Source organism: Micromonospora thermarum (assembly GCF_012034245.1).
Lineage (GTDB): Bacteria > Actinomycetota > Actinomycetes > Mycobacteriales > Micromonosporaceae > Micromonospora > Micromonospora thermarum.
In genome coordinates, this window is sequence record NZ_JAATEO010000001.1 from 327,159 (window position 1) to 351,701 (window position 24,543).

Sequence of the window (24,543 nt, forward strand, 5' to 3'; positions counted from 1 at the left end):
CGACGGCGTGGCACTATTGAGTCAAGTTCACTCAACTTGTGGCGGGTGTGCTGCGGGCGGTGCCCGTCACCTGCTCAAACGAACGAAGCGAGGAAGCGAAGATGGCACGTGCGGTCGGTATCGACCTCGGCACGACGAACTCCTGCGTCAGCGTCCTGGAGGGCGGTGAGCCCACCGTCATCGCCAACGCGGAGGGCTCGCGGACGACCCCGTCGATCGTCGCGTTCGCCCGTAACGGCGAGGTGCTCGTCGGTGAGGTCGCCAAGCGCCAGGCGGTGACCAACCCGGACCGGACGATCCGCTCGGTCAAGCGGGAGATCGGCACCAACTGGTCCGTCGACATCGACGGCAAGAAGTACACGCCGCAGGAGATCTCGGCCCGCACCCTGATGAAGCTCAAGCGGGACGCCGAGGCGTACCTGGGCGAGCAGATCACCGACGCGGTGATCACCGTTCCGGCGTACTTCAACGACGGCCAGCGTCAGGCCACCAAGGAGGCCGGTGAGATCGCCGGCTTCAACGTGCTGCGGATCGTCAACGAGCCGACCGCGGCCGCCCTGGCGTACGGGCTGGACAAGGGCTCCAAGGAGCAGACCGTCCTGGTCTTCGACCTCGGTGGCGGCACCTTCGACGTGTCGCTGCTGGAGCTGGCCGAGGGCGTCGTCGAGGTCAAGTCGACCAGCGGTGACAACCAGCTCGGCGGCGACGACTGGGACCAGCGGATCATCGACCACCTGGTGAAGACCTTCCGGGGCGAGCACGGCATCGACCTGTCCCAGGACAAGATGGCGATGCAGCGCCTCAAGGAGGCGGCCGAGAAGGCGAAGATCGAGCTGTCCGCCGCCACCACCACCAACATCAACCTGCCGTACATCACCGCCGGCGCCGCCGGCCCGTTGCACCTCGACGTGACCCTCAGCCGGGCCGAGTTCCAGCGGATGACGCAGGACCTGCTGGACCGCTGCAAGGGCCCGTTCGAGCAGGCCGTCAAGGACGCCGGGATCAAGGTCGCCGACGTCGACCACGTCATCCTGGTCGGCGGCTCGACCCGTATGCCGGCCGTGACCGACCTGGTCAAGCAGCTCACCGGCAAGGAGCCCAACAAGGGCGTCAACCCGGACGAGGTCGTGGCCGTCGGCGCCGCGCTCCAGGCCGGTGTGCTCAAGGGCGAGGTCAAGGACGTCCTGCTGCTCGACGTGACCCCGCTGAGCCTGGGCATCGAGACCAAGGGCGGCATCTTCACCAAGCTGATCGAGCGCAACACCACCATCCCGACCAAGCGCTCCGAGGTCTTCACCACGGCGGACGACAACCAGCCGTCGGTGCTGATCCAGGTCTTCCAGGGCGAGCGCGAGATCGCGGCGTACAACAAGAAGCTCGGCACCTTCGAGCTGACCGGCCTGCCGCCGGCGCCGCGTGGCGTGCCGCAGATCGAGGTCACCTTCGACATCGACGCGAACGGCATCGTGAACGTCCACGCGAAGGACCTCGGCACCGGCAAGGAGCAGAAGATGACGATCACCGGCGGCTCCTCGCTGCCGAAGGACGACATCGAGCGGATGCGCCGGGACGCTGAGGAGCACGCCGAGGAGGACAAGCGGCGTCGCGACGAGGCCGAGACCCGCAACCTGGCCGAGGCGCTCCAGTGGCAGACCGAGAAGTTCCTCGCCGAGAGCGGCGACAAGCTGCCGACCGAGTCCCGGGACCAGATCAACGACGCGCTCGGCGAGCTGCGCAGCGCGCTCGGCGGTCAGGACATCGAGAAGATCAAGGCGGCGCACGAGAAGCTGGCCCAGGTCTCCCAGCAGGCCGGGTCCCTGCTCTACAGCCAGCAGCAGGGCGAGCAGGCGGGCCAGGCGGGCGCCGGTGCGACCGGTGGTGCCCAGGCCGGCGGTGCGCAGGCCGGCGGCGCCGACGACGTGGTCGACGCGGAGATCGTGGACGAGGACAAGAAGTGACCGTCCTCCTCGGACACGCACTCCATGCACAGGGATGAGGTAGCCGCATGACGGACAAGCCACGAGCCGCCGACCCGGAGAGCACCGGGTCGGCGCCGGGTGGCTCCGCGTCCGCCGGCAAGGCCGGCGAGGAGCCGCGAGTCGTCATCCGCAACAAGCGCAAGATCACCGAGACCGCGCGACCGGACGCGGCCGCCGCCGACGCCGGGACGGACGTCCCGGCGGAGGGGCTGGTCGAGGAGGCCGAGGTGGTGGTCGACGAGATCCAGGTCGAGGCCGCCGAGGCGGAGGCCGGTCCGCCGGTCGTGGACGCCCCGGCCGAGCCGGTCGACGCCGCAGCCGCGACGTCGCTCGGAGCCGAGCTGGAGGCGCTGCGCGCCGAGCTCGACGAACGGACCCGGGATCTCCAGCGGGTGTCGGCGGAGTACGCCAACTACCGCAAGCGGGTCGACCGGGACCGGGGCCTCGTCACCGAGCAGGCGACCGGGGCGGTGCTCGCCGCGCTGCTGCCGATCCTCGACGACCTGGACCGGGCGCGGGAGCACGGCGACCTGGTGGGGCCGTTCGGCGCGGTGGCGGAGCAGCTCACCACCGCGCTCGGCAAGTTCGGGCTGACCCCGTTCGGGGAGAAGGGCGACCCGTTCGACCCGACCCTCCACGAGGCGGTGGCGCACCAGACCTCGGCCGACGTCACCGAGCCGACCTGCGTGCAGGTGATGCGACGGGGTTACCAGATCGGCGAGCGGCTGCTGCGGCCCGCGCTGGTCGCGGTGGCCGATCCCGAGTAAGTGGCGCGACACGATGACCGGATCGTCCCGCCCGCCCGCTCCGGGCGGGCGGGACGGCGGTCTCGCAGTGGGAAGGGGGTGGACCGGTGAGTTCCAAGGACTGGATCGAGAAGGACTACTACGCCGTCCTGGGCGTGCCGAAGGCCGCCTCCGCTGACGACATCAAGAAGTCGTACCGGAAGCTGGCGCGCGAGTCGCACCCGGATCACAACCCCGGCGACCCCAGGGCCGAGGAGCGCTTCAAGGCGGTCTCCGAGGCGTACGCGGTGCTCGGCGACGAGGCCAAGCGCCGCGAGTACGACGAGATGCGCTCTCTGTTCGGCTCGGGCGCGTTCCGCCGCGGCGCCCGCGGTGGGGGGCAGCCCGGCGGCATGCCGTTCGACGTCTCCGACCTCTTCGGCGGCGGCGCGGCGGGCGCCGACCGGCGCTTCGGCGGCGCCGGCTTCCAGGACCTGTTCAGTTCGATCTTCTCGGGCGGTGGCGGCGCCGCGCCCCGGGGTCCGTCCCGGGGGCGGGACGTCGAGGCCGAGGTAGCGCTCGACTTCGACGACGCCGTACGCGGGGTGACCCTCCCGCTGACGCTGCGCGCTCCCGGCGTGTGCGACACCTGCCACGGGAGCGGGGCGAAGCCGGGCACCCAGCCGCGCGCGTGCCCGGTCTGCCACGGCGCCGGCGTGACCACCCGCAACCAGGGGTCGTTCAGCTTCTCCGAGCCGTGCCGCAACTGCCAGGGCGTCGGCACGATCGTCGAGGAGAAGTGCCCGGAGTGCCAGGGCACCGGCGGGGTCACCAAGACCCGGACGCTCAACGTCCGGTTCCCGGCCGGTGTGGCCGACGGTCAGCGGATTCGGCTGGCCGGGCGGGGCGAGCCCGGTGAGCGCGGCGGACCGGCCGGCGACCTGTACGTCCACGTCAAGGTGCGCCCGGACGACGTGTTCGGGCGGTCCGGTGACGACCTCACCCTGACCGTGCCGATCACCTTCGCCGAGGCCGTGCTCGGCACCGATCTGCGGGTACCCACGCTCGACGGCGCGGTGATCCTGCGGGTGCCGCCCGGTACGCCGAGCGGGCGCGTCCTGCGCGCGCGGGGCAAGGGGGTGGTCCGCAAGGACGGCCGGGCCGGGGACCTGCTGGTCACCCTGGACGTGGCGGTCCCGGCGACGCTGTCGGACGAGGCCCGTGCGGCGTTGGAGACGTTCGCCGCGCAGACCCCGCCGGCCGCCCGGGAACATCTCGACGCGCGGGTACGTCGAGTCAGTTGACGTGGTGTTTCAGTGGGCCCTGTGCAGTACGTGCGGAGGTGAGCGGGGATGTCGGACAAGTTCGTCGGCGTGGATGACCCTGCCTACGAGGCCAAGGTACTGATGATCTCGGTGGCGGCGCGGATGGCGGGCATGCACCCGCAGACGCTCCGCCAGTACGACCGGCTCGGCCTGGTGCAGGCCGGTCGGGCGGCCGGGGGCGGTCGCCGGTACAGCGTCCGGGACGTGGTGCTGCTGCGCGAGGTGCAGCGGCTCAGCCAGGACGACGGCATCAACCTGGCCGGCGTCAAGCGGATCATCGGGCTGGAGCGGCTGCTGGAGCAGGCGCAGCAGCGGGTGGCCCGGCTGGAGGCGGAGCTGGACGCCGCGTACCGCCGGATCGCCGAGCTGGAGGCGATCGCCCGCTTCCCCGGCAGCGACCTGGTGCCCACCAACCGCACCTCGACCGCGCTGGTGGTCTGGCGTCCCCGCCGGAACCCCGAACGCTGACGGTTCGCCTCGCCGATCGCGCCGAACGGCGGTGTCCCTCGCCCGGGACGCCGCCGTTCGCCGTGTCGCGGGTTTCTCCGCGCCGCGCATGGGTGGTCCGCTAGCCTCTGAATCAGGTTCAACCAACTCAATCCGGACTCCGATGGCAGGGGGAGCCATGGCGGAATCGGCGAAGAAGGTTGCCCAGCAGACGGAAGACCGGCTTGAGCAGGTGGCCGAGAGCGTCCGGAGGAAGTTCGACAAGGTCACCGAGGGGACGTTCGGCGACAAGATCAAGGAGGGGCGGTTCGCCGACGCCGTCGATCACGGGATCGACCAGGGGCGCCGCGAGAGCCGCAACCCGAAGACGGGCTGACCGACCGACGTCAGCCGACGTGCGGGCCGGGACCCACGGGGGGTCCCGGCCCGTTCGCACACCCGCACCCCGGCTCGGGTTGATCATGGAGTTGGCGGGCGATTTAGAGATCAACTCGCCCGCCAACTCCATGATCAACCAGGAACAAGCAGGGGGTGGGTGGGGTGGGTGGGTTACGCCAGGCGGCGGTTTTCCCGGACCAGGCCGCCTTCGCACCAGTCGCGGTAGACGAACAGGTCCGGCCGGGCCAGCAGCACCCGGCTGTTGTGCGCCCACGTGCGCATCAGGTCGTCGCCGTCCCGCTCGGCCTGCTCCACCAGCTTGCGGAAGCGGCGCTTCGGGTGGGCGCGGAAGTTCGTCCGGATCCCGTCCGCCGCGTAGATGTAAAGGCAGTGCAGCGCGAAGCGGCGGGCCGGGCAGGCCGGGTCCATGGCGAGGTCGAAGAGGGTCAGCACCAGCCGGTCACCGGAGACCAGCAGGTCCCAGTCCGGCGGCATGGAGGTCAGCGGCACCGAGTCGGGGTGGTACGCCCACGCCCGCAACTCCGCCGGCGACGGGTCGACAGGGTTGGCGAAGCCGTGGAACGTCGATTCCTGCACGCTCACCGGCCAACCTTCCCGCTTTTTCGGCGCGGGGCGACGTACACCCGCGAACCCATGGCTGCTGGGGCGAAACGGTAACGCGGAGGGGCGACCAGCGGTAGACCCTGCCGGAAGCAATTCGGCAACCGTTGGCCGGCCGGCTCCGAGCGTACGGGTCGAAACCGGCCGGGACGACGGAAACCGTCAGTCGGCGACGGGCACCGGCTTGGCCCGCTGCGCCGCCGCCCGGCGCCGCAGCCAGCCCTTGAACCAGCCGAGGTCGGGCACCCGTGCCAACATCGGCCCGGTCACGACCGTGATCAACACGTACGCCGTGGCGAGTGCGGCCAACCGCGGCTCGACGCTCCCGGCCGCCACCGCAAGACCGGCGATGACGATGGAGAACTCCCCGCGCGGCACCAGGGCGAGGCCGGCACGCCAGCGGCCGGGCTCGGCGATGCCGACCCGCCGGGCGGCGAGGTAGCCGGTCAGCGTCTTCGTCCCCATCGTGATCACGGCCAGCGCGAGCGCCGGCAGCAGCACCGGCGGGATGTCCCGCGGGTCGGTCACCAGCCCGAAGAAGAGGAAGAACACCGCAGCGAACAGGTCCCGCAGCGGGGTCAGCAGCTCAGTGGCGTGGTGCGCCACCGGCCCGGAGATCGCGATGCCGACCAGGAACGCGCCGACGGCGGCCGACACCTGGAGCTTCGCGGCCACCCCGGCGACCAGCAGGGTCAGGCCGAGCACGCCCAGCAGCAGCGCCTCCGGGTCGCGCGCCGACATGACGTTCGAGATGACCCTGCCGTACCGGATCGCCACCACCAGCACGACCAGCACCGTCGCGACCGCGACGCCGAGCGCGATCCCGCCCGCGATCAGCCCGGTCCCGGCCAGGACGGCGGTGACTAGGGGCAGGTAGAAGGCCATCGCCAGGTCCTCGATGACCAGCACCGACAGCACCACCGGGGTCTCCCGGTTACCGAGCCGGCCCAGGTCGGCGAGCACCTTCGCGATGACCCCGGACGACGAGACCCAGGTGATGCCGCCGAGCACGACGGCGGCCACCCAGTCCCAGCCGAGCAGCAGCGCGAAGGCGGCGCCCGGCAGCGCGTTCAGCGCCCCGTCGATGAGCCCGGCCGGGGCGGCGGCCCGCAGGTTGCCGACCAGTTCGCCGGCCGAGTACTCCAGGCCGAGCATGACCAGCAGCAGGATCACGCCGATCTCGGCGCCGACCGCGAAGAACTCCTCGCTGGCTTTGAACTCGAACACGCCGCCGTGCCCGAAGACCAGGCCGGCGAGCAGGTAGAGCGGGATGGGGGAGAGGCCGATCCGTCGGCTGAGCCGGCCGAGCAGGCCGAGCAGGAACAGCAGCGCGCCGACCTCGATGAGCAGCGATGTGGTCTCGTGCATCCGCCTCAGCCGTCCGGCTCACCGTCGGCGAAGATGGCGGTCACGCCGTCGAGACCCTGCCGGGTCCCGACCACGACCACCACGTCACCGGCCGCGAAGCGGAACGAGGGATCCGGGGAGACGATCACCTCGCCGTGGCGCAGCACCGCCACGATCGAGGCCCCCGTGCGGGTGCGCGCCTTGGTGTCCCCCAGCTTCCGGCCGACGAACGCCGAGCCCGCCGGGATGGCGATCTGCTCGGTGAGCAGGCCGGCGGCCTGCTCCCGCAGGCCCGACAGCTGGCCGAGCATCAGCGACGCGCCGAGGATGTCGGCCAGCGCCTCCGCCTCGTCGTCGGTCAGCGGGATGTCGTGCTGGCAGGAGTCGGGATCGTCCGGGTCGTACAGGACGAGGTCGCGACGGCCGTTGCGGTGGGTGACAACCCCCAGCCGGCGTCCGGATTCCGTCACCAGGTCATGACGTACGCCGATCCCCGGTAGGGCAGTCTGTTCGACACGTACTCGCACCCGGCAAGGCTAGCGCGTCACGGAGGTCGTCATGATCGAGCGGCGTCTGCCCTGGCTGGCCGTGCTCCTGCCGCTCCTGACCGCCTGCTCGGTCGGGGACATCCGCCGCGATCCGCCCGCCCGGACGGTCCCCGCCGGGCCGTCCGCCGCCGTCTCGCAGACCCCCGGGCCTCCGCCCACCGCGGTCGCCGTCGCGGAGACGCGTCGCGTGCAGGTCGCGGTCCCCAAGGGGTACGACCACCCGTACGTCGAGTTCGTCGACGCCTCCCACGGCTACGCCCTCTTCGCCTCCTGCGGCGACCGGCCGCCGGGCGGGGACTGCCCCGCGCTGCTCTACGCCACAACGGACGGCGGCCGCTCGTGGCGGAAGCTCCGGCACCCGCGACCCGTCGCCGACAACCAGCAGGTGTACGTCGCCACCGGCGTGCTGACGCTGCTCAGCGAACCGTACGGCTGGTGGACCTCCACCGACGGCGGCCGGACCTTCCGGCACACCGCCGGCGAGGCGGGGCCGGCCGAGTGGCGGGCCGCCCAGGGGCGCTTCCAGATCGTCGAGACCGAGGGCGGCGTGGGCCGCTGGGACGGCGACGGTCTGGACCGGCTTCCGGCGCAGCCGAGGGTACGGGGGTTGAACACGGTCGATGAGAGCAGAGGGTTGCTCGTCGCGGCCGGGGCGGCCGGCGGCCTCCCGTACGCGGCGGTCTCCACCGACGAGGGGCGGAGCTGGCGGGCGACCCCGGTGCCGGCACCGGCATCCGGCGACGTGGGCATCACGCGGGTCGAGGCGGCGCCGGACGGGGAGCTGTGGCTGATCGGCGAGCGGCCGGACCGCACGGGATTCCCGGCGCTGTGGCGCTGGGCCGGCTCCTGGCAGCCGGTACGCGCCGAGGGGCATCCGGAGCGGGCGTCCCTGCCGGCACTGCTGGGCGGCGGGCGAGCGGCGGTGGTCAGCTCACGCGGGGCGGGCGTGGTGGCCGGCGGTCGCTACACCGACGTGCCCTGGCCGGTGAGCCCCGAGCACTACCTCCGCGTCCTCGACGACGGCACCCTTACGGCGGCCGCCCCCCACGAACTGCTGCTGGCCCGACCCCCGTTCACCACCTGGACGAGGGTGGTGCTGGAGACGGCCTAGGTTTTCGGGATCGTGAGGACTTCGGCCCGCGCCCGCCGCCGGCAACGTCGCCGGGGCGGGCGCGGTCACGCGAGTCAGCTCAGGCTGGCGAAGAAGGCGCGGATGTCAGCGACCAGCACGTCGGTGGCCTCGTGTGCGGCGTAGTGGCCGCCGACGTCGCCGCGCCCGTCGACGTCCGCCGCGTACGCCGTCCAGCGCACGATGTTGGCGTGGTCGCGCTCGGCGAAGCGGCGGATCGACTGGAAGTCGCCGGGGAACATGGCCAGCGCGGTCGGCACCGTGGTCGGGCCGTCGGGCTGCTCGCCGGAGTGCGCGTCCTCCCAGTAGAACCGCATGGCCGAGGCGGCGGTGGCGGTGAGCCAGTAGAGCGCCACGTTGGCCACCACGAACTCGTCGTCGAGGCTCTCGTCGAAGAGTTGGGCGTTCCAGGCGAGCAGCCCGACCGGCGAGTCGGCCAGTGCGAACGCCAGGGTCTGCGGCTGCTGGCTGTGCACCTGGTTGAAGGAGAACTTGTTCTCGTAGAACCACTTGAGGTGCTTCAGCGCCGCCTGGTCGGCCTCGGAGAGGCCGGCGAACTCGGCCGGGTCGCCGGACGGGAACGAGAAGATCTGGGTTACGTGCACGCCGAGCACGTGTTCCGGGTGGATCCGGCCGAGCTCGGGTGAGATGAGCGAGCCGCCGTCGTTGCCGACCGCGCCGTAGCGCTCGTACCCCAGCCGGCTCATCAGCTCGGCCCAGGCGCGGGCGGTGCGGTAGCGGTTCCACCCGGCCTCGCCGGTCGGGCCGGAGAAGCCGAAACCCGGGATCGACGGGATGACCAGGTGGAACGCCGGCTCCGCGGGGTCGGCCGGCTCGGTGAGCGGGCCGATCACGTCCAGGTACTCCAGCACCGACCCGGGCCAACCGTGGGTGAGCACCAGCGGGGTGGCGTCCGGCCGGGACGACCGGACGTGCAGGAAGTGCACCCGCTGGCCGTCGATCTCGGTGACGAACTGCGGGTGGGCGTTCAGCCGCGCCTCGACCGCCCGCCAGTCGAACGTCTCCAGCCAGTAGGTGGCGAGGCCGCGGACCCGGTCGGTGGTCATCCCGTACGCGCCGCCCACGCCGGGCAGCTCGCCGGGCCAGCTGGTTCGGCGCAGCCGGTCGGCCAGGTCGTCCAGCGCGGCCTGCGGGATCTCGACGCGGAACGGGCGGATGTCGGTGCCGGTCATGGCTTCTCCTTCGGAACGGAATGCTTCGTTCCGTTCGAAGATAGCAGAGCGGAACGATCCGTTCCACTGCTAATCTGGATCCATGCCGAGCCCGACCGGAACGACCGCCGCGCCGCTGGCCGGCCGCCGCGCGCAGGCCGCGCGCAACGACGCGGCGATCCTGGAGGCGGCGCGCGCCGTCTTCCTCGACGATTCGAAGGCGCCGATCGCCGCCGTCGCCGAACGCGCCGGCGTCGGCATCAGCGCCCTCTATCGGCGGTACGCGAGCAAGGAGGACCTGCTCCGCCGGCTCTGCCACGACGGGCTGCGCCGGTACGTCGCCGAGGCCGAGGCGGCGCTCGCCGAGCCGGACGGCTGGCAGGGCTTCGCCGGTTTCCTGGAGCGCGTGGTCGACGCCGACGTCCACTCGCTCACCGTCCACCTGGCCGGCACCTTCACCCCGACCGAGGAGATGGGCCGGGACGCGCTGCGCGCCAACGAACTGACCACCGCACTGGTCGAGCGGGCCCGCGAGGCCGGGCGGCTGCGGCCCGACGTGGTGACCCAGGACGTCGGGCTGCTGCTGGAAGGGTGCGCCGCGCTGCGCGTACCGGATCCGGAGCGGACCCGGCAGTTGCGCCGCCGCCACCTGGCGGTGCTGTTGGCCGGCCTGGCCGTGGCCGACCCGCCGCTGCCCGGCCCGCCGCCGGCGGTCGGCGAGTTCGACTGGCGCTGGCGACGTCGCGAGTGACTCAGGTCACACCCGCAGGGTTGAGCGGAATAGGCTCAACTCTGGGAGTGTCCGTACCAGTGGACAACGCCGATCCGGGGGAGCCCATGAACACCGAACGTCTCACCACCAAGAGCCGCGAGACCATCACCGGCGCCGTCGCGCTCGCCAACCAGCGCGGCCACGCCACCGTGGAGCCCTGGCACCTGCTGCTGTCCCTGCTGGACACCGAGGGGTCGACCGCGGCCGGCCTGCTGCGCGCCGTCGGGGCCGACCCCGCCGAGCTGCGCCGGGTCACCCAGCGCGCGATCGACGCGCTGCCCGCCGCCCGCGGTTCCAGCATCGCGGAGCCGACCCTGGCGCGTGAGTTCGTCAACGCCATCGGCGCCGCCGAGCAGATCGCCCGGCCGCTCGGCGACGAGTACACCTCCACCGAGCACCTGCTCGCCGGCCTGGCCCGGGTGGGCGGCGCGGTGTCGACCGCGCTCAAGTCCGCCGGTGCCACCGAGGAGAACCTGGTCGCCGCGTTCCCGACCGTGCGTGGCGGCGACCGGCGCGTCACCACGGCCGACCCGGAGCAGACCTACCAGGCCCTGGCGAAGTACGGCGTGGACCTGACCGCCAGCGCGCGCGACGGCAAGATCGACCCGGTGATCGGCCGGGACGCCGAGATCCGCCGGGTGATCCAGGTGCTGTCGCGGCGTACGAAGAACAACCCCGTCCTGATCGGTGAGCCGGGCGTCGGCAAGACCGCCATCGTGGAGGGTCTCGCCCAGCGGATCGTGGCCGGTGACGTGCCGGAGTCGCTGCGGGACAAGAAGCTCGTCTCGCTCGACCTGGGTGCGATGGTGGCCGGCGCGTCGTACCGGGGCCAGTTCGAGGAGCGGCTGAAGTCCGTCCTGGAGGAGATCAAGAACTCCAACGGCCAGGTCATCACCTTCCTCGACGAGCTGCACACCGTCGTCGGCGCCGGCAAGGGCGAGGGCTCGATGGACGCCGGCAACATGCTCAAGCCGATGCTCGCCCGCGGCGAGCTGCGGATGGTCGGCGCGACGACGCTGGACGAGTACCGCGAGCACATCGAGAAGGACCCGGCCCTGGAGCGCCGCTTCCAGCCGGTGCTGGTCGGCGAGCCGACCATCGAGGACACCATCGGCATCCTGCGCGGGCTCAAGGAGCGCTACGAGGTGCACCACGGCGTACGCATCACCGACGCCGCCCTGGTCGCCGCCGCCGCCCTGTCGGACCGCTACATCACCGACCGCTTCCTGCCGGACAAGGCGATCGACCTGGTCGACGAGTCGGCGTCCCGCCTGCGCATGGAGATCGACTCCCGGCCGGTCGAGGTGGACGAGATCGAGCGGGCGGTGCGCCGGCTCGAGATCGAGGAGATGGCGCTGGCCAAGGAGCCGGACGCCGCCTCCGCCGAGCGGCTGGAACGGCTGCGCAAGGAGCTGGCCGACAAGCGCGAGCAGCTCACCGCCCTCTCCGAGCGCTGGCAGCTGGAGAAGAGCCACATCGCCAAGCTGTCGACCGCCAAGGAGGAGCTGGAGCGCCTGAGCGGCGAGGCCGAGCGGGCCGAGCGCGACGGCGAGCTGGAACGCGCCGCCGAGCTGCGGTACGGGCGCATCCCCGCGCTCAAGGTCGACCTGACCCGGGCCGAGGAGGAGCTGGCCCGGCTCCAGGCCGACGGCGCGATGCTCAAGGAGGAGGTCGGCGCGGACGACATCGCCGCGGTGGTCGCCTCCTGGACCGGCATCCCGGCCGGTCGCCTGCTCGAGGGCGAGACCGCGAAGCTGCTGCGGATGGAGGAGTCGCTGCGCGCCCGCGTGGTCGGCCAGTCCGAGGCGGTCGCCGCGGTCTCCGACGCGGTACGCCGCGCCCGGGCGGGCGTCGCCGACCCGGACCGCCCGACCGGCAGCTTCCTCTTCCTCGGCCCCACCGGCGTCGGCAAGACCGAGCTGGCCAAGGCGCTCGCCGAGTTCCTCTTCGACGACGAGCGGGCCATGGTCCGCATCGACATGAGCGAGTACGGGGAGAAGCACTCCGTGGCCCGCCTGGTCGGTGCCCCGCCCGGCTACGTCGGGTACGAGGAGGGCGGCCAGCTCACCGAGGCGGTGCGCCGCCGGCCCTACTCGGTGATCCTGCTGGACGAGGTCGAGAAGGCCCACCCGGACGTCTTCGACATCCTGCTCCAGGTGCTCGACGACGGCCGCCTCACCGACGGTCAGGGCCGTACGGTGGACTTCCGCAACGCCATCCTGATCCTCACCTCCAACCTGGGGTCGTCGGTGATCAGCGACCTGACGCTGGCCGAGGAGCAGCGTCGTGAGGGCGTCCTGGCGGTGGTCCGGTCGCACTTCAAGCCGGAGTTCCTCAACCGTCTCGACGACATCGTGGTGTTCACCGCCCTCCAGGGCGAGGACCTGCGGGCCATCGTGGACATCCAGCTCAACCGGATGCGCCGCCGGCTGGCCGACCGCCGCCTGGGCCTGGAGATCACCGAGTCGGCCCGCACCTGGCTCGCCGAACACGGGTACGACCCGATCTACGGCGCGCGCCCGCTGCGCCGCCTGGTGCAGTCGGCGATCGGCGACCAGCTGGCGAAGGCCCTCTTGTCAGGGACGATCCGCGACGGCGACACGGTGAAGGTCGACCTGGCCGATTCCAAGGACGCCCTCGCGGTAACCGCCGCCTGACCCGTTGACCATGAGGTTGACGGCGATGTCGATTCCTCGACCGCCGTCAACCTCATGATCAATTCGGTGGTGAGGGGTGGGGAGCGGCCGGTGGGGGTAGGAGACAGGGCGTGTTCGGGATCGGGAGGAAGAGGGGGCGGGAGCTGGCCGCCGCGCTCGCCGAGCTGCACCGCGCCGAGACGGTCGCGTTCGGGCCGGTGGGGATCGCCGGGTCGCTGCTGCCGGTGACCGAGGCGTACCGCCGGGTCGAGGCCGCGCTGGCCGACGACCCCGACGCGGTACGCGGGCAGCTCGACCGGCTGCTCGCCACCGGCTCGCCCGCCGGCAAGGTCTACGCGGCGGCCCTGCTGGAGCGGCTCGACCCGGCCGCCGGCCGGGCGGCCTGGGAGCGGCTCCGCGACGACCCCGCGGAGGTGCCCACGTTCACCGGCTGCGTCATGGACCGCACGACCCTTCGGGAGTACGCCGGGGACCGCCTCGGCCAGCCGTGATCAACCGGCCGGTGACGAGCGCCCGAACGGCTCTGCCGGTGCTGGCATCGCAGCCGTACCTTGCCTGACATGACCGCGCCGCCCACCGACGCCCCGGTACGCCTGCCCCGGCCGCGTACCGTCGATGTCGCCTTCTGGTTGCAGCTCACCGCCGTGTTGGTCCTGCTCGGCCTCCTGGGCCTGGTGATCGCGCAGACGATCCAGTGGGACGGGCGCATCGACGACGCGGCCCGCGCGGTTCCGAGCGCCGACCCCGACGAGGTGCGCGCCGAGCGGTGGAGCAACGTCACCGGGGCGCTCTTCATCGGCGTGCCGGTGCTGCTGCTCGCGGTCTGGTACGCGGCGACCGCCCTCCCGGTGCGCCGGGGCGGGAACACCGCCCGGATCCTGGTCTTCGTGGCCGCCGGGGCCCAGCTTCTGGTCTGCCTCGGGCAGGGCTGCTTCGGGGCGCTCTTCGTCCCGATGATGTTCGTCGCCGGCGTCGCCGGGGAGGGGCCTCCGTACCCCGACGAGGAGGGCATGTCGGAGGACTTCTGGGGGGACAGCGCCTTCCTCGACGCCCTCTACGGCACGACCGACCCCTTCGAGGCCGTGCTCTTCCCGCTGGCCATGCTCGGGGTGCTGGCCGTGTTCCTGTTGACCGCCGCGGTGGTGCTGCTGCTGGCGCTGCCACCCGCGCACCGCTGGTTCGTCCCCGCGACGCCCGCGCGGCCGGCGCCCCCGCCGGTCATCCCGCCCTACGGCTACGCCCCACCGAGGTACGTCCCGCCGGGCTACGCCCCGCCGAGCTACGCCCCGCCGAGCTACGTCGCGCCGAGCTACGTCGCGCCGGGCTATGTCCCGCCGGGTTACGTCCCCGCCCCGCCCGGATACCTGATCTGCCCCGACCCGTCGGCGCACGCGCAGCCACCCGCTTCGGGGACACCCGGCGATCCCGGGCAATCCCGCCCGGATTCGCCCGACTCCTCGGCCGAGGGTGGCTGAGCGGATCGCCGTCGACTGTCCACACAGGAGACCACAAGGACACGGCGGGTAGCCGGTCGATCACGCTGTCGGGAGAAGTTTCCCCAGGTGCGCGGGGTTGTTACCGTCTCCGCCGACGTACCTGGGGAGGTTGTCGGTGGACGGGTCGGTGGCGTACCTGCTGGCGGGGGCGGGCTGCGTGGTCGGGGTGGCCGGGGTGGTGATCGCCGTGCTGGCCCAGCGTCGTTCCCGCCCGTCCGGCGCCAGGGGCCCCGGCGACCCATGGCGGGACCGGGACGCGGACGCGCTCCGTGGCGACCCGCGCCGGCTCAGGCCCGGCGACATCGTCGAGGTGCGGGGTGTCACGTACGCGGTGCGCGGCTCGATCCGCCTGGTGGAGGGCGCGTGGAGCTGGGCGGAGCACCTGCTCGACGACGCGGGCGGCGTCCGCCGCTGGCTCTCCGTCGAGGAGGACCCGGAGCTGGAACTGGTGCTCTGGGAGGCCGAGCCGGGGGCGACGGTCACGCCGGGCGCCCCGACCATCGACTTCGCCGGCCGCCGGTACAGCTGGGAGGAGTCCGGCCAGGCGCGCTACACCGCGGTCGGCACCACCGGGCTCGACCCGAGCGGCACCATGCGCTACCACGACTACCAGGCGCCGGGCGGCGCGCGGCTGTCGTTCGAGGCGTACGGCGAGGCCGGGTGGGAGGTGGCCCGGGGCGAGAAGTTGCACCGGGCCGAAGTGATGATCTATCCGCAGGCCGAGGTGGACTGAGTGCTCGTCACCCTCCACGCCCCGTACGTCGACACCAGCGCCGCCGACCTCAGCCTCGCCCTCGACGACGTCGAGCGCCCCGCGCTGCACGTGCTCGACCTCGACCTGCCCGGCGGCGTCCACGTACGGCTGCGCCTGCTCGGGGCCTCGCACCAGGTGGTGCTGCGGGCACCCGGCGCCGCGTTGACCGAAACGGTGGCCTGCCTGCCCGGCCGTCCTCCCGACCTGCCCGACACCCTGCACGACGAGCGCGCCGGCTACCGGTTCACGGCCACCGTGCTGCGCCCCGAGGGCGACGGCCTGCGGGACCGCGTGGCCGCGCTCCGCGCCGACCTGGCCGACGACCCGTACGCGCTGGTCGGGGTCTTCCCCGGCGACGTCGACGCGGTCACCGCGCTGTCGGTGCGCGCCGACCCGCCGGACGGCACCCTCGGCTGGCGCACGTGGCACGCGTACCCCCAGACCAACGAACTCGCCCTGACCGAAACGGTGGTGGCCCTGCGATGACGTACCGACGCTGGTTCGTGGTGGGGGTGGTGTTCGCCGTCATCGGCGCGCTGGTCGCCGTCTTCGCCGTCTTCTACGGCAACTTCTCCCCGCGCGGCTTCGTGGAGGACCGGTACTCCCGGGCGGCCAGCCGTGACATCGGCAGCCAGGCCGTCGCCTACACGTCGTCCAGCCGGCCGAGCCAGGTGGCCAAGGAGATCACGGACGCCTGGAAGCCGGCCGACCAGTACGTCGACGGCAGCGGCGTCTACCTGCGCTACGACGACGACTCGGTGGTGATCCTGCCGGTCGCGGCCGGCTCGCTGATCCTCCTGGAAGGACTCAACACCGCGTACCCGCGCTACCACTCCAGGGTCGGCAACCACTGGGGTTGGGGCCGGGGGAACACCGTCCGGGGCGGCGGTCCCGGCAGCGGCAAGTAGATCCGACACCTCCCAAGTCCGAACGATCCCTGGAGCCCCCTGTGCAGACCCTCGTCACCGACCTGCTGGTCACCCTCGCGTACGGGGTGGTCGGCGTCGTCCTCATGGGCATCGGCTACGTCCTGGTCGACGTGACCACCCCGGGCAGGCTCAACGAGCTGATCTGGAACGAGCGCAACCGCAACGCCGCGCTGCTGCTCGCCTCGAACCTGGCCGGTGTCGGCATCATCGTGGTCGCCGCGATCGTCGCCAGCGAGGACGACTTCGTCCTCGGGCTGGTCGGCGCGGCGTCGTACGGGATCCTCGGCCTGGTCATCATGGCCGCCGCGTTCCTGCTGCTGGATGTCGCCACCCCCGGCAAGCTCGGCGAGATCCTGGTCGACCCGGAGCCGCACCCGGCGGTCTGGGTGTCCGCCGTCGTCCACCTCGCGACCGGCGCGGTCATCGCCGCCGCGATCAGCTGATGGCGACCGGAAAGCAGCCCGGGGGGCAGCCGAAGAAGAACGAACGGGCGCTGGTCATCTGGATCGTCGTCCTGGTGGTCCTGTGCTGCGGAGGGCTGGTCGTCTACCCGAGTTGGGGCTCCGTCTTCGGCGACGACGACTCCGCCAGGGTGCCGCCGCCGACCGCCACCGAGCGGAACGACACCGTGCCGATCCTGCGCCGGGCCTTCGAGAGCCAGGGAATCTGCTACGGCTGGCGGCTCGAGGACGGGTACGGCAGCGACGACGCGGTCAGCGTCGGCTCGAACCTCGGCGACGGGATCCCGGTCGGGGGCAACCCCCAGTGCCCGCGCTGGGTGGAGGTCGTCGCGGCCGTCACCTACACCGCGGAGAGCAGCGAGGCCGAGGACTACGCGTCCGTGACCGTGCAGGGCTCGCCCGACTTCGAGCCCAGTGACCTGATCCTGGTGAACACCGGGCTCTCCCGCTTCGACCTGAACGACGACGCCTTCGTCGACGACCCGGGTTGGGCGGTCACCCGTGCCGCCGTCACCCTGCCGCTGCTCGTCGCCGAGCGCGGCGCGGCGAGCCCGGAGCCGGTCGACACCGCCGCAGCACCCGCCGACCCCGCCCCGCTGAAGGACGCCGGCAGCGACCTGTGGCGGGACCGGTGGGGCTGGCTCATCGGCGCGGCCGCGCTGCTGCTGATCACCGTCCTGCTGGTCACCGTCGGCCTGGTGCAGCGCCGCCGGCAGTCCAGCGTGGCCGCCACGGTGCCGGCCCAGCGCCGCAAGGGCACGACCCGTACCCCGGAGAAAGCGTGACGGTCGACGCGCCGGCACGGTGGCGCCTCGCCCGCGCCGCCGTGCTGGCCGCGGTGTTCGTCTGCGCCGCCTGCGGCCTGGTCTACGAGCTGGCCCTGGTCGCGCTCGGCAGCTACCTGATCGGCGACACGGTCGGCCAGGCGTCGATCGTGCTCGGCGTGATGGTGTTCGCGATGGGCGTCGGCGCGCTCGCCGCGAAGCCGTTGCAGTCACGCGCCGCCGCCGCGTTCGCCGCGATCGAGCTGGCGTTGGCCCTGCTCGGCGGCCTGTCCGTGCTCGGCCTCTACGCGGCGTTCGCCTGGCTGGACCTGTACGGGCCGGCCCTGGTCGGCACCGCCTTCGTGCTCGGGCTGCTGATCGGCGCGGAGATCCCGCTGCTGATGGTGCTGCTGCAACGGATCCGGGAACAGGCCGCCGGCAGTGCGGTGGCCGACCTGTTCGCGGCCGACTACGTCGGCGCGCTGCTCGGCGGCCTGGCGTTCCCGTTCCTGCTGCTGCCGCTCTTCGGCCAGCTCAAGGGCGCGCTGGTGGTGGGCGCCGTGAACGCGGTCGCCGGCCTGGCCCTGGTCTTCACCGTCTTCCGGCGGGAACTGAGCGGCCGGGCGCGCACCGCGCTCACCGCCGGCGCCGTGGTGGTCGCCCTCTGCCTGGGGTACGCGTGGCTGACCGCCCACGACTTCGAGGTGACCGCCCGGCAGCAGCTCTACCGGGACCCGGTGGTGCACGCCGAGCGCAGTCGCTACCAGGAGATCGTGCTGACCCGCTCGGTCGCCGAACCCGACGGCGACAGCACCGACCTGCGGCTGTTCCTCAACGGCGACCTCCAGTTCAGCTCGGTCGACGAGTACCGCTACCACGAGGCGCTGGTGCACCCGGTGCTCGCCGGGCCGCGCGGCGAGGTGCTGGTGCTCGGCGCCGGGGACGGGCTCGCCGTCCGGGAACTGCTGCGCTACCCGGACGTCCGGCGGATCACCGTGGTCGACCTGGACCCGGCGGTGGTGGCGCTGGCCCGTAGCGAGCCGCAGCTGCGCCGGCTCAACGGGGGCGCCCTCGACGACCCCCGGGTACACGTGGTGCACGCCGACGCGTTCGGGTGGTTGCGGACCACCACCGAGCGGTTCGACGCGGTGGTCGCCGACCTGCCCGACCCGGACGAGACGGCCACCGCCAAGCTCTACACCGTCGAGTTCTACGCGCTCGTCCGCAACGCCCTCGCCGCCGGCGGGCGGCTCGTCGTGCAGGCCGGCTCGCCGTACTTCGCGCCCCGGTCGTACTGGTCGATCGAGGCGTCGCTGCGGGAGGCCGGCTTCGCCGTCACGCCGTACCACGTGGACGTGCCGTCCTTCGGCGACTGGGGTTTCCTGCTCGCCGCGCCCGGCGCGACCGCGCCCGCCCTGGCCCTGCCCTCCGGCGTGCCGTCGCTGCGCTTCCTCGACGCGGCCACACTGGCCGCCGCCGCGGCCTTCCCGCCGGACCGGCGCCGCGTCGACGTTCCGGCCTCCACGCTGCTGCAACCCCGGGTGCTGGAGTACGCGCGCGCCGAGTGGCGCGGGTACTGAGCCGTCGCGCCGCCCCGCCCCGTTGGTCCTTGCTCGGTACGGTGTGTGCGCGATCTAGGGAAGGAGAATCGTGGTCGATCCCCACCAGCAACCCGCCCGGGTGCGCCCGAGCGTCGTGACCATTTCCAGCTACCTGCTCATGTTCTACGCCGCCCTCTCCGTGCTGAGCCTGATCATCGGTCTGAGCACGCTGGGCACGTTCCAGGACGTCTACCGGGACGCCTTCGCCGGCACCGAGGCAGAGGGCAGTGAGGGCGTCATCGCCTTCGCGCTCGTCGGGGGCAGCATCGTGAGCCTGCTCTTCGCGGTCGGGCTCGTCGTCCTCGCCCTGCTGAACAACCGGGGGAAGAACGTCTCCCGGATCATCACCTGGGTGGTCGGCGGCATCGCGCTCTGCTGCTCCGGTCTGGCGCTGGCCGGCACCGCCGCCGGCAACGCGATGGGCGGCCAGACCAGCGGCGACGTGCCGAGCCAGGAGGAGATCAACCGCCGCCTCGACCAGGCCCTGCCGTCCTGGTACGAGCCGGTGACGCTGCTGCTCACCGTCCTCAGCATCATCGCCCTGCTGGTGGCCCTGATCCTGCTCGCGCTGCCGAAGGCGAACGAGTTCTTCCGCAAGCAGGAGCCGGCGTGGGAGCCGCCGGTCCCCGGCGCCGCGTACCCGGCGTACCCGTCGACGCCCGGCCAGCCGGGGTACCCGCAGACCCCCGGTTACCCGTCGACGCCGGGCGAGCCGGGCTACCCGCAGTCGGGTCCGCCCGGCCAGCCGGGCGGCCCGGAGCAGGGCGGCGAGGCGCACCCCGGGTCCGACCGTCCCGGTCCGACCCCGCCGCCGGTGAGCTGAGCACCGGATAGGGGCGACGACGCCGGTCCCTCCGGATAGGTTGCTAGGGCCTGGCCGACACCTACCGGAGGGACCAGTCGTGTCGTACCCCGATCGGGTCCGTCGCCCCGCGGTGGTGACGGCCGCCGTCGTGCTGCTGGTGGGGATGGCGGCCGTCGCCGTCGCGTACGCCGTCACGAGCCTGGTCGTCCTGGTCGGCACGGTCGACGCGTTCCGGTCGGCGGCGCGGGACACCTCGGCCAGCGCCGAGGAGATCGACACGATGGTGTTCGCGGTCAGCGTCTGGACCGTGCTCGGCGCACTGGTGAGCCTGGTCGCCGGGCTGCTGCTCGCCGGGCTCGCCGTCGGCGTGCGCGCCGGCCGGGCCGGCGCCCGCGTCGGTACGTGGGTGGTCGCCGGGCTGGGGGTGCTCGCCGGCTGCTGCGGGCTGGTGGGGCTGGCCGTCCAGCGGGCCACCCCGTTGCAGCTCAACGAGAACGAGCGCGGTGTCGCCGAGCTGCTCGCCCGGCTCGACGACGCGTACCCGGGCTGGTGGATCCCGCTCGGCGCGGGGCTTTCCGTCGGGCAGGTGCTCGGCTACCTTGTGGTGGCCGTGCTGCTGGCGCTCCCCGCGACGTCCGCCTGGTTCCGCCGGCCGGCACCGGCGCCGTACGCCCCGACGTACCCGCCCCCGTACCCCCCGAGGTGAGGACCGCCCGTGACGCTCGACCAGCCGACCACCGAGCGACGGGCCCTCGTCACCGGCGCGACCGCCGGCATCGGCGCCGCCTTCGCGCGGCGTCTCGCCGCCGACGGCTGGCACCTCGTGCTCGTCGCCCGGGACGCGGCCCGGCTGGCGGAGTTCGCCGCCGAGCTGACCGGCCGGCACGGCCACGAGGTCGAGACGATCTCGGCGGATCTGTCCACCGACGACGGTTGCGCGGCGGTGGAGCGGCGGATCGCCGAGGGGTCGCCGATCGAGCTGCTGGTGAACAACGCGGGCATCAGCCTGAACACACCGTTCCTGCGCTCGTCGGCCGAGGCGGAGGCCCGGCTGCTCCAGCTCAACGTGCACGCCGTGATGCGGCTGACCCTCGCCGCCCTGCGTCCGATGACCGAGCGGCGGCACGGGGCAGTGATAAATGTCTCTTCCGTTGCCGGTTTCGGGGCGGTCATGCCCGGATCGACGTATTCGGCCAGCAAGGCGTGGGTCACCAACTTCAGCGAGTCGGTCGGGCTGTCCGCCCGCCCGTTCGGCGTACGCGTCATGGCGCTCTGCCCCGGCTACACCCGCACCGAGTTCCACGGCCGGGCCGGCATCGACATGTCGAAGACGCCGGAGTGGATGTGGCTGCGCGCCGAGGACGTCGTCGACGAAGGCCTGCGTGACCTGCGGAAAGGCAAGCTGGTCAGCGTGCCGGCGTGGAAGTACAAGCTGGCCGTGGCCGGGTTGCGGCACGCGCCCCGGCGGCTGCTCGAGGCCGTCTCCCGGGACACCCGCGGCCGGATCGGCCGCGACGGGCGCTGACCGGCGGATGGCGCGACGGGCCCGCCGCTCCGGTGGGCAGTCGCTCAGAGTAGCCGGACATCGCCACCCGTCTCATCGCCCGCAGGGTTGACCCGGACGGACCCCACACGCGGCCCACAGGGTGGAGCAGTACCCTCTATCGCCATGGGGGACCACGACGACCTGCGTAAATTCATTACCGACCTGGCTGTGGTCCATGGACGGGTGGTGCTGTCCTCAGGGCGTGAGGCGGACTGGTACGTCGATCTGCGACGCGTCACGCTGCATCACGAGGCGGCACCGTTGGTGGGCCGAGTGATGCGGGAGCTCACCGCCGACTGGGCATACGACGCGGTGGGTGGGCTGACGCTCGGGGCCGACCCGATCGCCATGTCGATGCTGCACGCCGCCGCCGGCACCGATCGCCCGCTGGACGCCTTCGTCGTCCGGAAGGCGGGCAAGGCGCACGGCCTCCAGCGCCGGATCGAGGGGCCCGACGTGACCGGGCGCCGGGTGCTGGCGGTGGAGGACACGTCCACCACCGGTCAGAGCGTGTTGACCGCCGTCGAGGCCCTTCGCGAGGCCGGGGCCGAGGTGGCGGGCGTGGCCGTTATTGTTGATCGAGGCGCCGGCGACGCGGTGCGAGCCGCCGGACTGCCGTACCGGGCGGCCTATACGTTGGCTGACCTCGGCCTTGTGGCGTAAAAGTCTGCCGATTCGGATCTGCTGATATGCAGGCGGATCGATGCTGCTGGTGGAAGGATGGAATACGTGGGAACTGCGTTGGCTGAAATGACCATGCCTCAGATCTCGCCGCTTGCCGGCGAGCCGATCGAACGTGCCGATGCCGAGCGGCTGGCCGGGGTCCTCAAGGCCCTCGCCGACCCCGCCCGGCTGCGGCTGCTCAGCCTGATCCAGTCGGCCCCGGAGGGTGAGGCGTGCGTGTGCGACCTGACCGCGCCCCTCGGCCTCTCGCAGCCGACGGTCAGCCATCACCTGCGTATCCTCACCGAGGCCGGCTTGCTGGAGCGGGAGAAGCGCGGGGTCTGGGCGTACTACCGGCTGGTGCCGAGCGCGATCGCGACCATCGCCGATCTGCTGACCCCGCCGCGCAAGCGCGCCACCAAGAAGGCGCGCTGACCCGTACCGCTCGTCCGGTGCCCTCCCCGATCGGGGACGGCACCGGACGGCCGGCCGGGGCCGCCCGACGGCCGGTGCCGTCGCGTTCAGCGCCGCCCCGGTAAAGGGCCGCCCAGGTCGTTGCCCGCTCGGTCAGTGCTTGCCGTAGTGCTCCCGGGTCTCCCGGATCGCCTCCTCGGCGGCGGCCCGCTCCGCGGCGGTCGTGCCGCGCTTCGCGGCCACGCGGGCCCGCAGCAGCTCGACCACGATCGGCACCACCGAGATCGCGACGATCGCGATCAGGATCAGCTCGATGTTCGCCTTGACGAACGGGATCTGGCCGAGGAAGTAGCCGAGCACCGTCACGCCGGTGCCCCAGAGGATGCCGCCGATCACGTTGTAGACGACGAAGGTGCGGTAGTTCATCCGGCTGACACCCGCGACGATCGGCGTGAACGTCCGCACGATCGGCACGAAGCGGGCCAGAACGATCGAGCGCGCGCCGTACTTCTCGAAGAAGTCGTGCGCCTTCAACAGGTTCTCCTGCTTGAACAGCTTCGAGTTCGGCCGGCGGAACAACGCCGGGCCCACCTTCCGGCCGAACGCGTACCCCACCTGGTCGCCCGCGATGGCCGACAGCGTGATGAGCAGGCAGACCAGCCAGAGCGGCCAGGTGATGTACTGCCCGTCGGCCGTGAGCAGGCCCGCCGTGAACAGCAGCGAGTCACCGGGCAGGAAGAACCCGATCAGCAGGCCCGACTCGGCGAAGACGATCACCAGGATGCCGAGCAGGCCGAACGTCGAGATAAGCACCTCGGGATCGAGCCAGTCCGGGCCCAGGGCCAGGGTGGTGGTGGGCGTCGACACGAGGTGACCTCCGAGGTCGGTCGGCAGGTGGATGAGCGTCGCCCGGCGGCGACGGACGTCCGTAGTCTAGGCGGCTGCCCGATTCGACCGGTGGGCGACGTCACAGCGGCCCGGTGACGGCCGCCCACCGCGCCCGTCGGCGCGGGGCCAGCGTCCCTGTCGACCTCCTCTGCTCTGCTTCACTCCACGCACGGGTCGCCCGCCATTTCCAGTGCGTCGGTTGAAGCAGAGCAAAGGGGGCGAGGGGACTGGTCGGCGGCACGGTCGGCCAGGTCGCACCGGCCGTCAGCGGGGGGCCACCACCAGCGTCTGCAACGCCTCGCCGACGGTGCCGTCGAGGTCGGCGAGCCGGCTGGCCGCGAGGCCGGAGCCGTGCGGGCCGATCGTGGTCGCCGAGTCGAGCAGCAGCCACTCGCCGCGCGGCGGTCGGTGCAGCGTCACCGTGAGGTCGACGTTCACGAAGAGCCAGCGGGCCAGGTCCAGCCGGGCGCTCACCCCGCTGCCCGAGTCGGCCACCAGCAACGCGAGTTCGGCCGGGCGTACCGGCTCGTCGGGCACCAGCGGGATGCGGGGCCGGGCCCACACCCGGGCCGGGCCGGGCTCCGCGAACGCGCCGGAGACGACCCGCCACTGCATGCTCGACAGGTAGCCGTCGGTGTGGGCGGTCGCCCACAGCTCGGGCTCGGTGCCGGAATCCGGACCGGGCACCGCCGGGCCGTCGTCCGGAGTGGCCGGTGTCGGCTCGGCCGGCGCGATGATGCGCCAGCCCCGGGCATGCAGCACCTCCTGGCCACCGGCCTCGGCGATCCCCTCCACGAGGGTGACCCGGCGACCGGCGCGCAGCGTCCGCACGCGAAGGGTCAGCTCCGCCACCGGCACCGGGCGCAGGATGTCCACCGTGACCCGGCTGAGGAGCTGCCCGTCGACCGCCTCGTGGGCGGCGAGCGCCCGGGCGAGCAGCGCCGACGGCGGGCCGGCGTGCTGGGCGGCCGGATCCCACGGGCCGGCCGTCGCCGGGGTGGCGGCGAACCGGCCCGCGCCGGCCGGCTCGTAGAACGCCTCGTACGTCATGGTCGGCGACCCTACCGGCCGCCGAGCGGACGTGATCCACTCGCCTTCATGGAAGTCGCGGTGTCGCCGGCC

27 protein-coding genes are annotated in these 24,543 nt (G+C 72.6%); 21 read left to right on the top strand and 6 right to left on the bottom strand.

Features of this window, described 5'->3' with window-relative positions:
- The first annotated feature begins 101 nt into the window (after positions 1–101).
- The 5 genes from dnaK (at position 102) to HCJ94_RS01610 (ending at position 4,852) form a co-directional block, all read left to right on the top strand.
- On the top strand, positions 102–1,958 hold the full coding sequence (gene dnaK / locus HCJ94_RS01590) for a molecular chaperone DnaK (RefSeq protein WP_167999129.1): 1,857 nt from the start codon (positions 102–104) through the stop codon (positions 1,956–1,958).
- 47 nt (positions 1,959–2,005) lie between these two features.
- On the top strand, positions 2,006–2,746 hold the full coding sequence (gene grpE, locus HCJ94_RS01595; RefSeq protein WP_167999130.1) for a nucleotide exchange factor GrpE: 741 nt from the start codon (positions 2,006–2,008) through the stop codon (positions 2,744–2,746).
- Between the two features lie 86 nt (positions 2,747–2,832).
- Entirely contained in the window at positions 2,833–4,008 is a 1,176-nt protein-coding gene (gene dnaJ, locus HCJ94_RS01600; protein ID WP_167999131.1) for a molecular chaperone DnaJ, read from the top strand.
- Between the two features lie 48 nt (positions 4,009–4,056).
- Positions 4,057–4,497 carry a heat shock protein transcriptional repressor HspR gene (locus HCJ94_RS01605; RefSeq protein ID WP_167999132.1) on the top strand — a complete coding sequence of 147 codons (441 nt, stop codon included), beginning with the start codon at positions 4,057–4,059 and terminating at the stop codon, positions 4,495–4,497.
- A 157-nt stretch (positions 4,498–4,654) separates the two neighbouring features.
- Positions 4,655–4,852, top strand: a complete 198-nt coding sequence (locus HCJ94_RS01610; protein ID WP_167999133.1) for a hypothetical protein — start codon at positions 4,655–4,657, stop codon at positions 4,850–4,852.
- Between the two features lie 173 nt (positions 4,853–5,025).
- On the opposite strand, the gene HCJ94_RS01615 is transcribed toward HCJ94_RS01610, so the two are convergent.
- The 3 genes from HCJ94_RS01615 to HCJ94_RS01625 form a co-directional block, all read right to left on the bottom strand.
- Entirely contained in the window at positions 5,026–5,457 is a 432-nt protein-coding gene (locus HCJ94_RS01615; RefSeq protein WP_167999134.1) for a hypothetical protein, read from the bottom strand.
- A 180-nt stretch (positions 5,458–5,637) separates the two neighbouring features.
- Positions 5,638–6,843 carry a cation:proton antiporter gene (locus HCJ94_RS01620; RefSeq protein WP_167999135.1) on the bottom strand — a complete coding sequence of 402 codons (1,206 nt, stop codon included), beginning with the start codon at positions 6,841–6,843 and terminating at the stop codon, positions 5,638–5,640.
- 5 nt (positions 6,844–6,848) lie between these two features.
- The gene (locus tag HCJ94_RS01625; protein ID WP_167999136.1) at positions 6,849–7,349 is read right to left on the bottom strand and encodes a cation:proton antiporter regulatory subunit; all 501 of its coding nucleotides are present in this window, start codon (positions 7,347–7,349) and stop codon (positions 6,849–6,851) included.
- Positions 7,350–7,380: 31 nt separating this feature from the next.
- Between HCJ94_RS01625 and HCJ94_RS01630 the strand changes: the two genes are divergently transcribed.
- On the top strand, positions 7,381–8,481 hold the full coding sequence (locus HCJ94_RS01630) for a WD40/YVTN/BNR-like repeat-containing protein (protein WP_167999137.1): 1,101 nt from the start codon (positions 7,381–7,383) through the stop codon (positions 8,479–8,481).
- A gap of 74 nt (positions 8,482–8,555) precedes the next feature.
- Here HCJ94_RS01630 and HCJ94_RS01635 read toward each other — a convergent pair whose 3' ends face one another.
- Positions 8,556–9,692 (bottom strand): epoxide hydrolase family protein, encoded by a 1,137-nt coding sequence (locus tag HCJ94_RS01635; RefSeq protein ID WP_167999138.1) that lies wholly within the window; start codon positions 9,690–9,692, stop codon positions 8,556–8,558.
- A gap of 82 nt (positions 9,693–9,774) precedes the next feature.
- On the opposite strand from HCJ94_RS01635, the gene HCJ94_RS01640 reads away from it, so the two are divergent.
- The 15 genes from HCJ94_RS01640 to HCJ94_RS01710 all read left to right on the top strand — a co-directional run bounded on the left by HCJ94_RS01640 (position 9,775) and on the right by HCJ94_RS01710 (position 22,554).
- Positions 9,775–10,422 (top strand): TetR/AcrR family transcriptional regulator, encoded by a 648-nt coding sequence (locus HCJ94_RS01640; RefSeq protein ID WP_167999139.1) that lies wholly within the window; start codon positions 9,775–9,777, stop codon positions 10,420–10,422.
- 86 nt (positions 10,423–10,508) lie between these two features.
- On the top strand, positions 10,509–13,100 hold the full coding sequence (clpB, locus tag HCJ94_RS01645; protein ID WP_167999140.1) for an ATP-dependent chaperone ClpB: 2,592 nt from the start codon (positions 10,509–10,511) through the stop codon (positions 13,098–13,100).
- A 110-nt stretch (positions 13,101–13,210) separates the two neighbouring features.
- The gene (locus tag HCJ94_RS01650; RefSeq protein WP_167999141.1) at positions 13,211–13,591 is read left to right on the top strand and encodes a hypothetical protein; all 381 of its coding nucleotides are present in this window, start codon (positions 13,211–13,213) and stop codon (positions 13,589–13,591) included.
- A 69-nt stretch (positions 13,592–13,660) separates the two neighbouring features.
- The gene (locus HCJ94_RS30865; protein ID WP_167998868.1) at positions 13,661–14,575 is read left to right on the top strand and encodes a hypothetical protein; all 915 of its coding nucleotides are present in this window, start codon (positions 13,661–13,663) and stop codon (positions 14,573–14,575) included.
- A 136-nt stretch (positions 14,576–14,711) separates the two neighbouring features.
- Positions 14,712–15,329: a DUF4178 domain-containing protein gene (locus tag HCJ94_RS01660; protein WP_167999142.1), complete on the top strand. Its 618-nt coding sequence runs from the start codon at positions 14,712–14,714 to the stop codon at positions 15,327–15,329.
- Positions 15,330–15,836, top strand: a complete 507-nt coding sequence (locus tag HCJ94_RS01665; protein ID WP_167999143.1) for a DUF2617 family protein — start codon at positions 15,330–15,332, stop codon at positions 15,834–15,836.
- Entirely contained in the window at positions 15,833–16,258 is a 426-nt protein-coding gene (locus tag HCJ94_RS01670) for a DUF4247 domain-containing protein (RefSeq protein WP_167999144.1), read from the top strand. Before HCJ94_RS01665 ends, HCJ94_RS01670 begins: the two co-directional genes overlap by 4 nt.
- Positions 16,259–16,299: 41 nt before the next feature.
- Complete coding sequence (locus HCJ94_RS01675; RefSeq protein ID WP_167999145.1) at positions 16,300–16,722, top strand: DUF350 domain-containing protein; 423 nt, start codon at positions 16,300–16,302, stop codon at positions 16,720–16,722.
- A gap of 56 nt (positions 16,723–16,778) precedes the next feature.
- Entirely contained in the window at positions 16,779–17,525 is a 747-nt protein-coding gene (locus tag HCJ94_RS01680) for a hypothetical protein (protein ID WP_373684178.1), read from the top strand.
- Positions 17,522–19,084, top strand: coding sequence for a polyamine aminopropyltransferase (locus HCJ94_RS01685; RefSeq protein ID WP_167999146.1), 1,563 nt, complete (start codon positions 17,522–17,524; stop codon positions 19,082–19,084). Before HCJ94_RS01680 ends, HCJ94_RS01685 begins: the two co-directional genes overlap by 4 nt.
- Positions 19,085–19,154: 70 nt before the next feature.
- A complete protein-coding gene (locus HCJ94_RS01690; protein ID WP_309227102.1) occupies positions 19,155–19,928 on the top strand; it encodes a hypothetical protein in 774 nt (257 codons plus the stop codon).
- Positions 19,929–20,007: 79 nt separating this feature from the next.
- Entirely contained in the window at positions 20,008–20,616 is a 609-nt protein-coding gene (locus HCJ94_RS01695) for a hypothetical protein (RefSeq protein WP_167999147.1), read from the top strand.
- A 9-nt stretch (positions 20,617–20,625) separates the two neighbouring features.
- The gene (locus HCJ94_RS01700; RefSeq protein ID WP_167999148.1) at positions 20,626–21,435 is read left to right on the top strand and encodes an SDR family NAD(P)-dependent oxidoreductase; all 810 of its coding nucleotides are present in this window, start codon (positions 20,626–20,628) and stop codon (positions 21,433–21,435) included.
- Between the two features lie 144 nt (positions 21,436–21,579).
- The gene (gene pyrE / locus HCJ94_RS01705; protein ID WP_167999149.1) at positions 21,580–22,119 is read left to right on the top strand and encodes an orotate phosphoribosyltransferase; all 540 of its coding nucleotides are present in this window, start codon (positions 21,580–21,582) and stop codon (positions 22,117–22,119) included.
- A gap of 57 nt (positions 22,120–22,176) precedes the next feature.
- Entirely contained in the window at positions 22,177–22,554 is a 378-nt protein-coding gene (locus tag HCJ94_RS01710; RefSeq protein WP_007454255.1) for an ArsR/SmtB family transcription factor, read from the top strand.
- 132 nt (positions 22,555–22,686) lie between these two features.
- Here the strand turns inward: HCJ94_RS01710 and HCJ94_RS01715 are convergent, their stop codons facing one another.
- Positions 22,687–23,400 (bottom strand): DedA family protein, encoded by a 714-nt coding sequence (locus HCJ94_RS01715; RefSeq protein WP_167999150.1) that lies wholly within the window; start codon positions 23,398–23,400, stop codon positions 22,687–22,689.
- A 285-nt stretch (positions 23,401–23,685) separates the two neighbouring features.
- Positions 23,686–24,543 (bottom strand): thioesterase family protein (locus HCJ94_RS01720; RefSeq protein ID WP_205800430.1); only part of this gene is annotated, 858 nt, incomplete at its 5' end.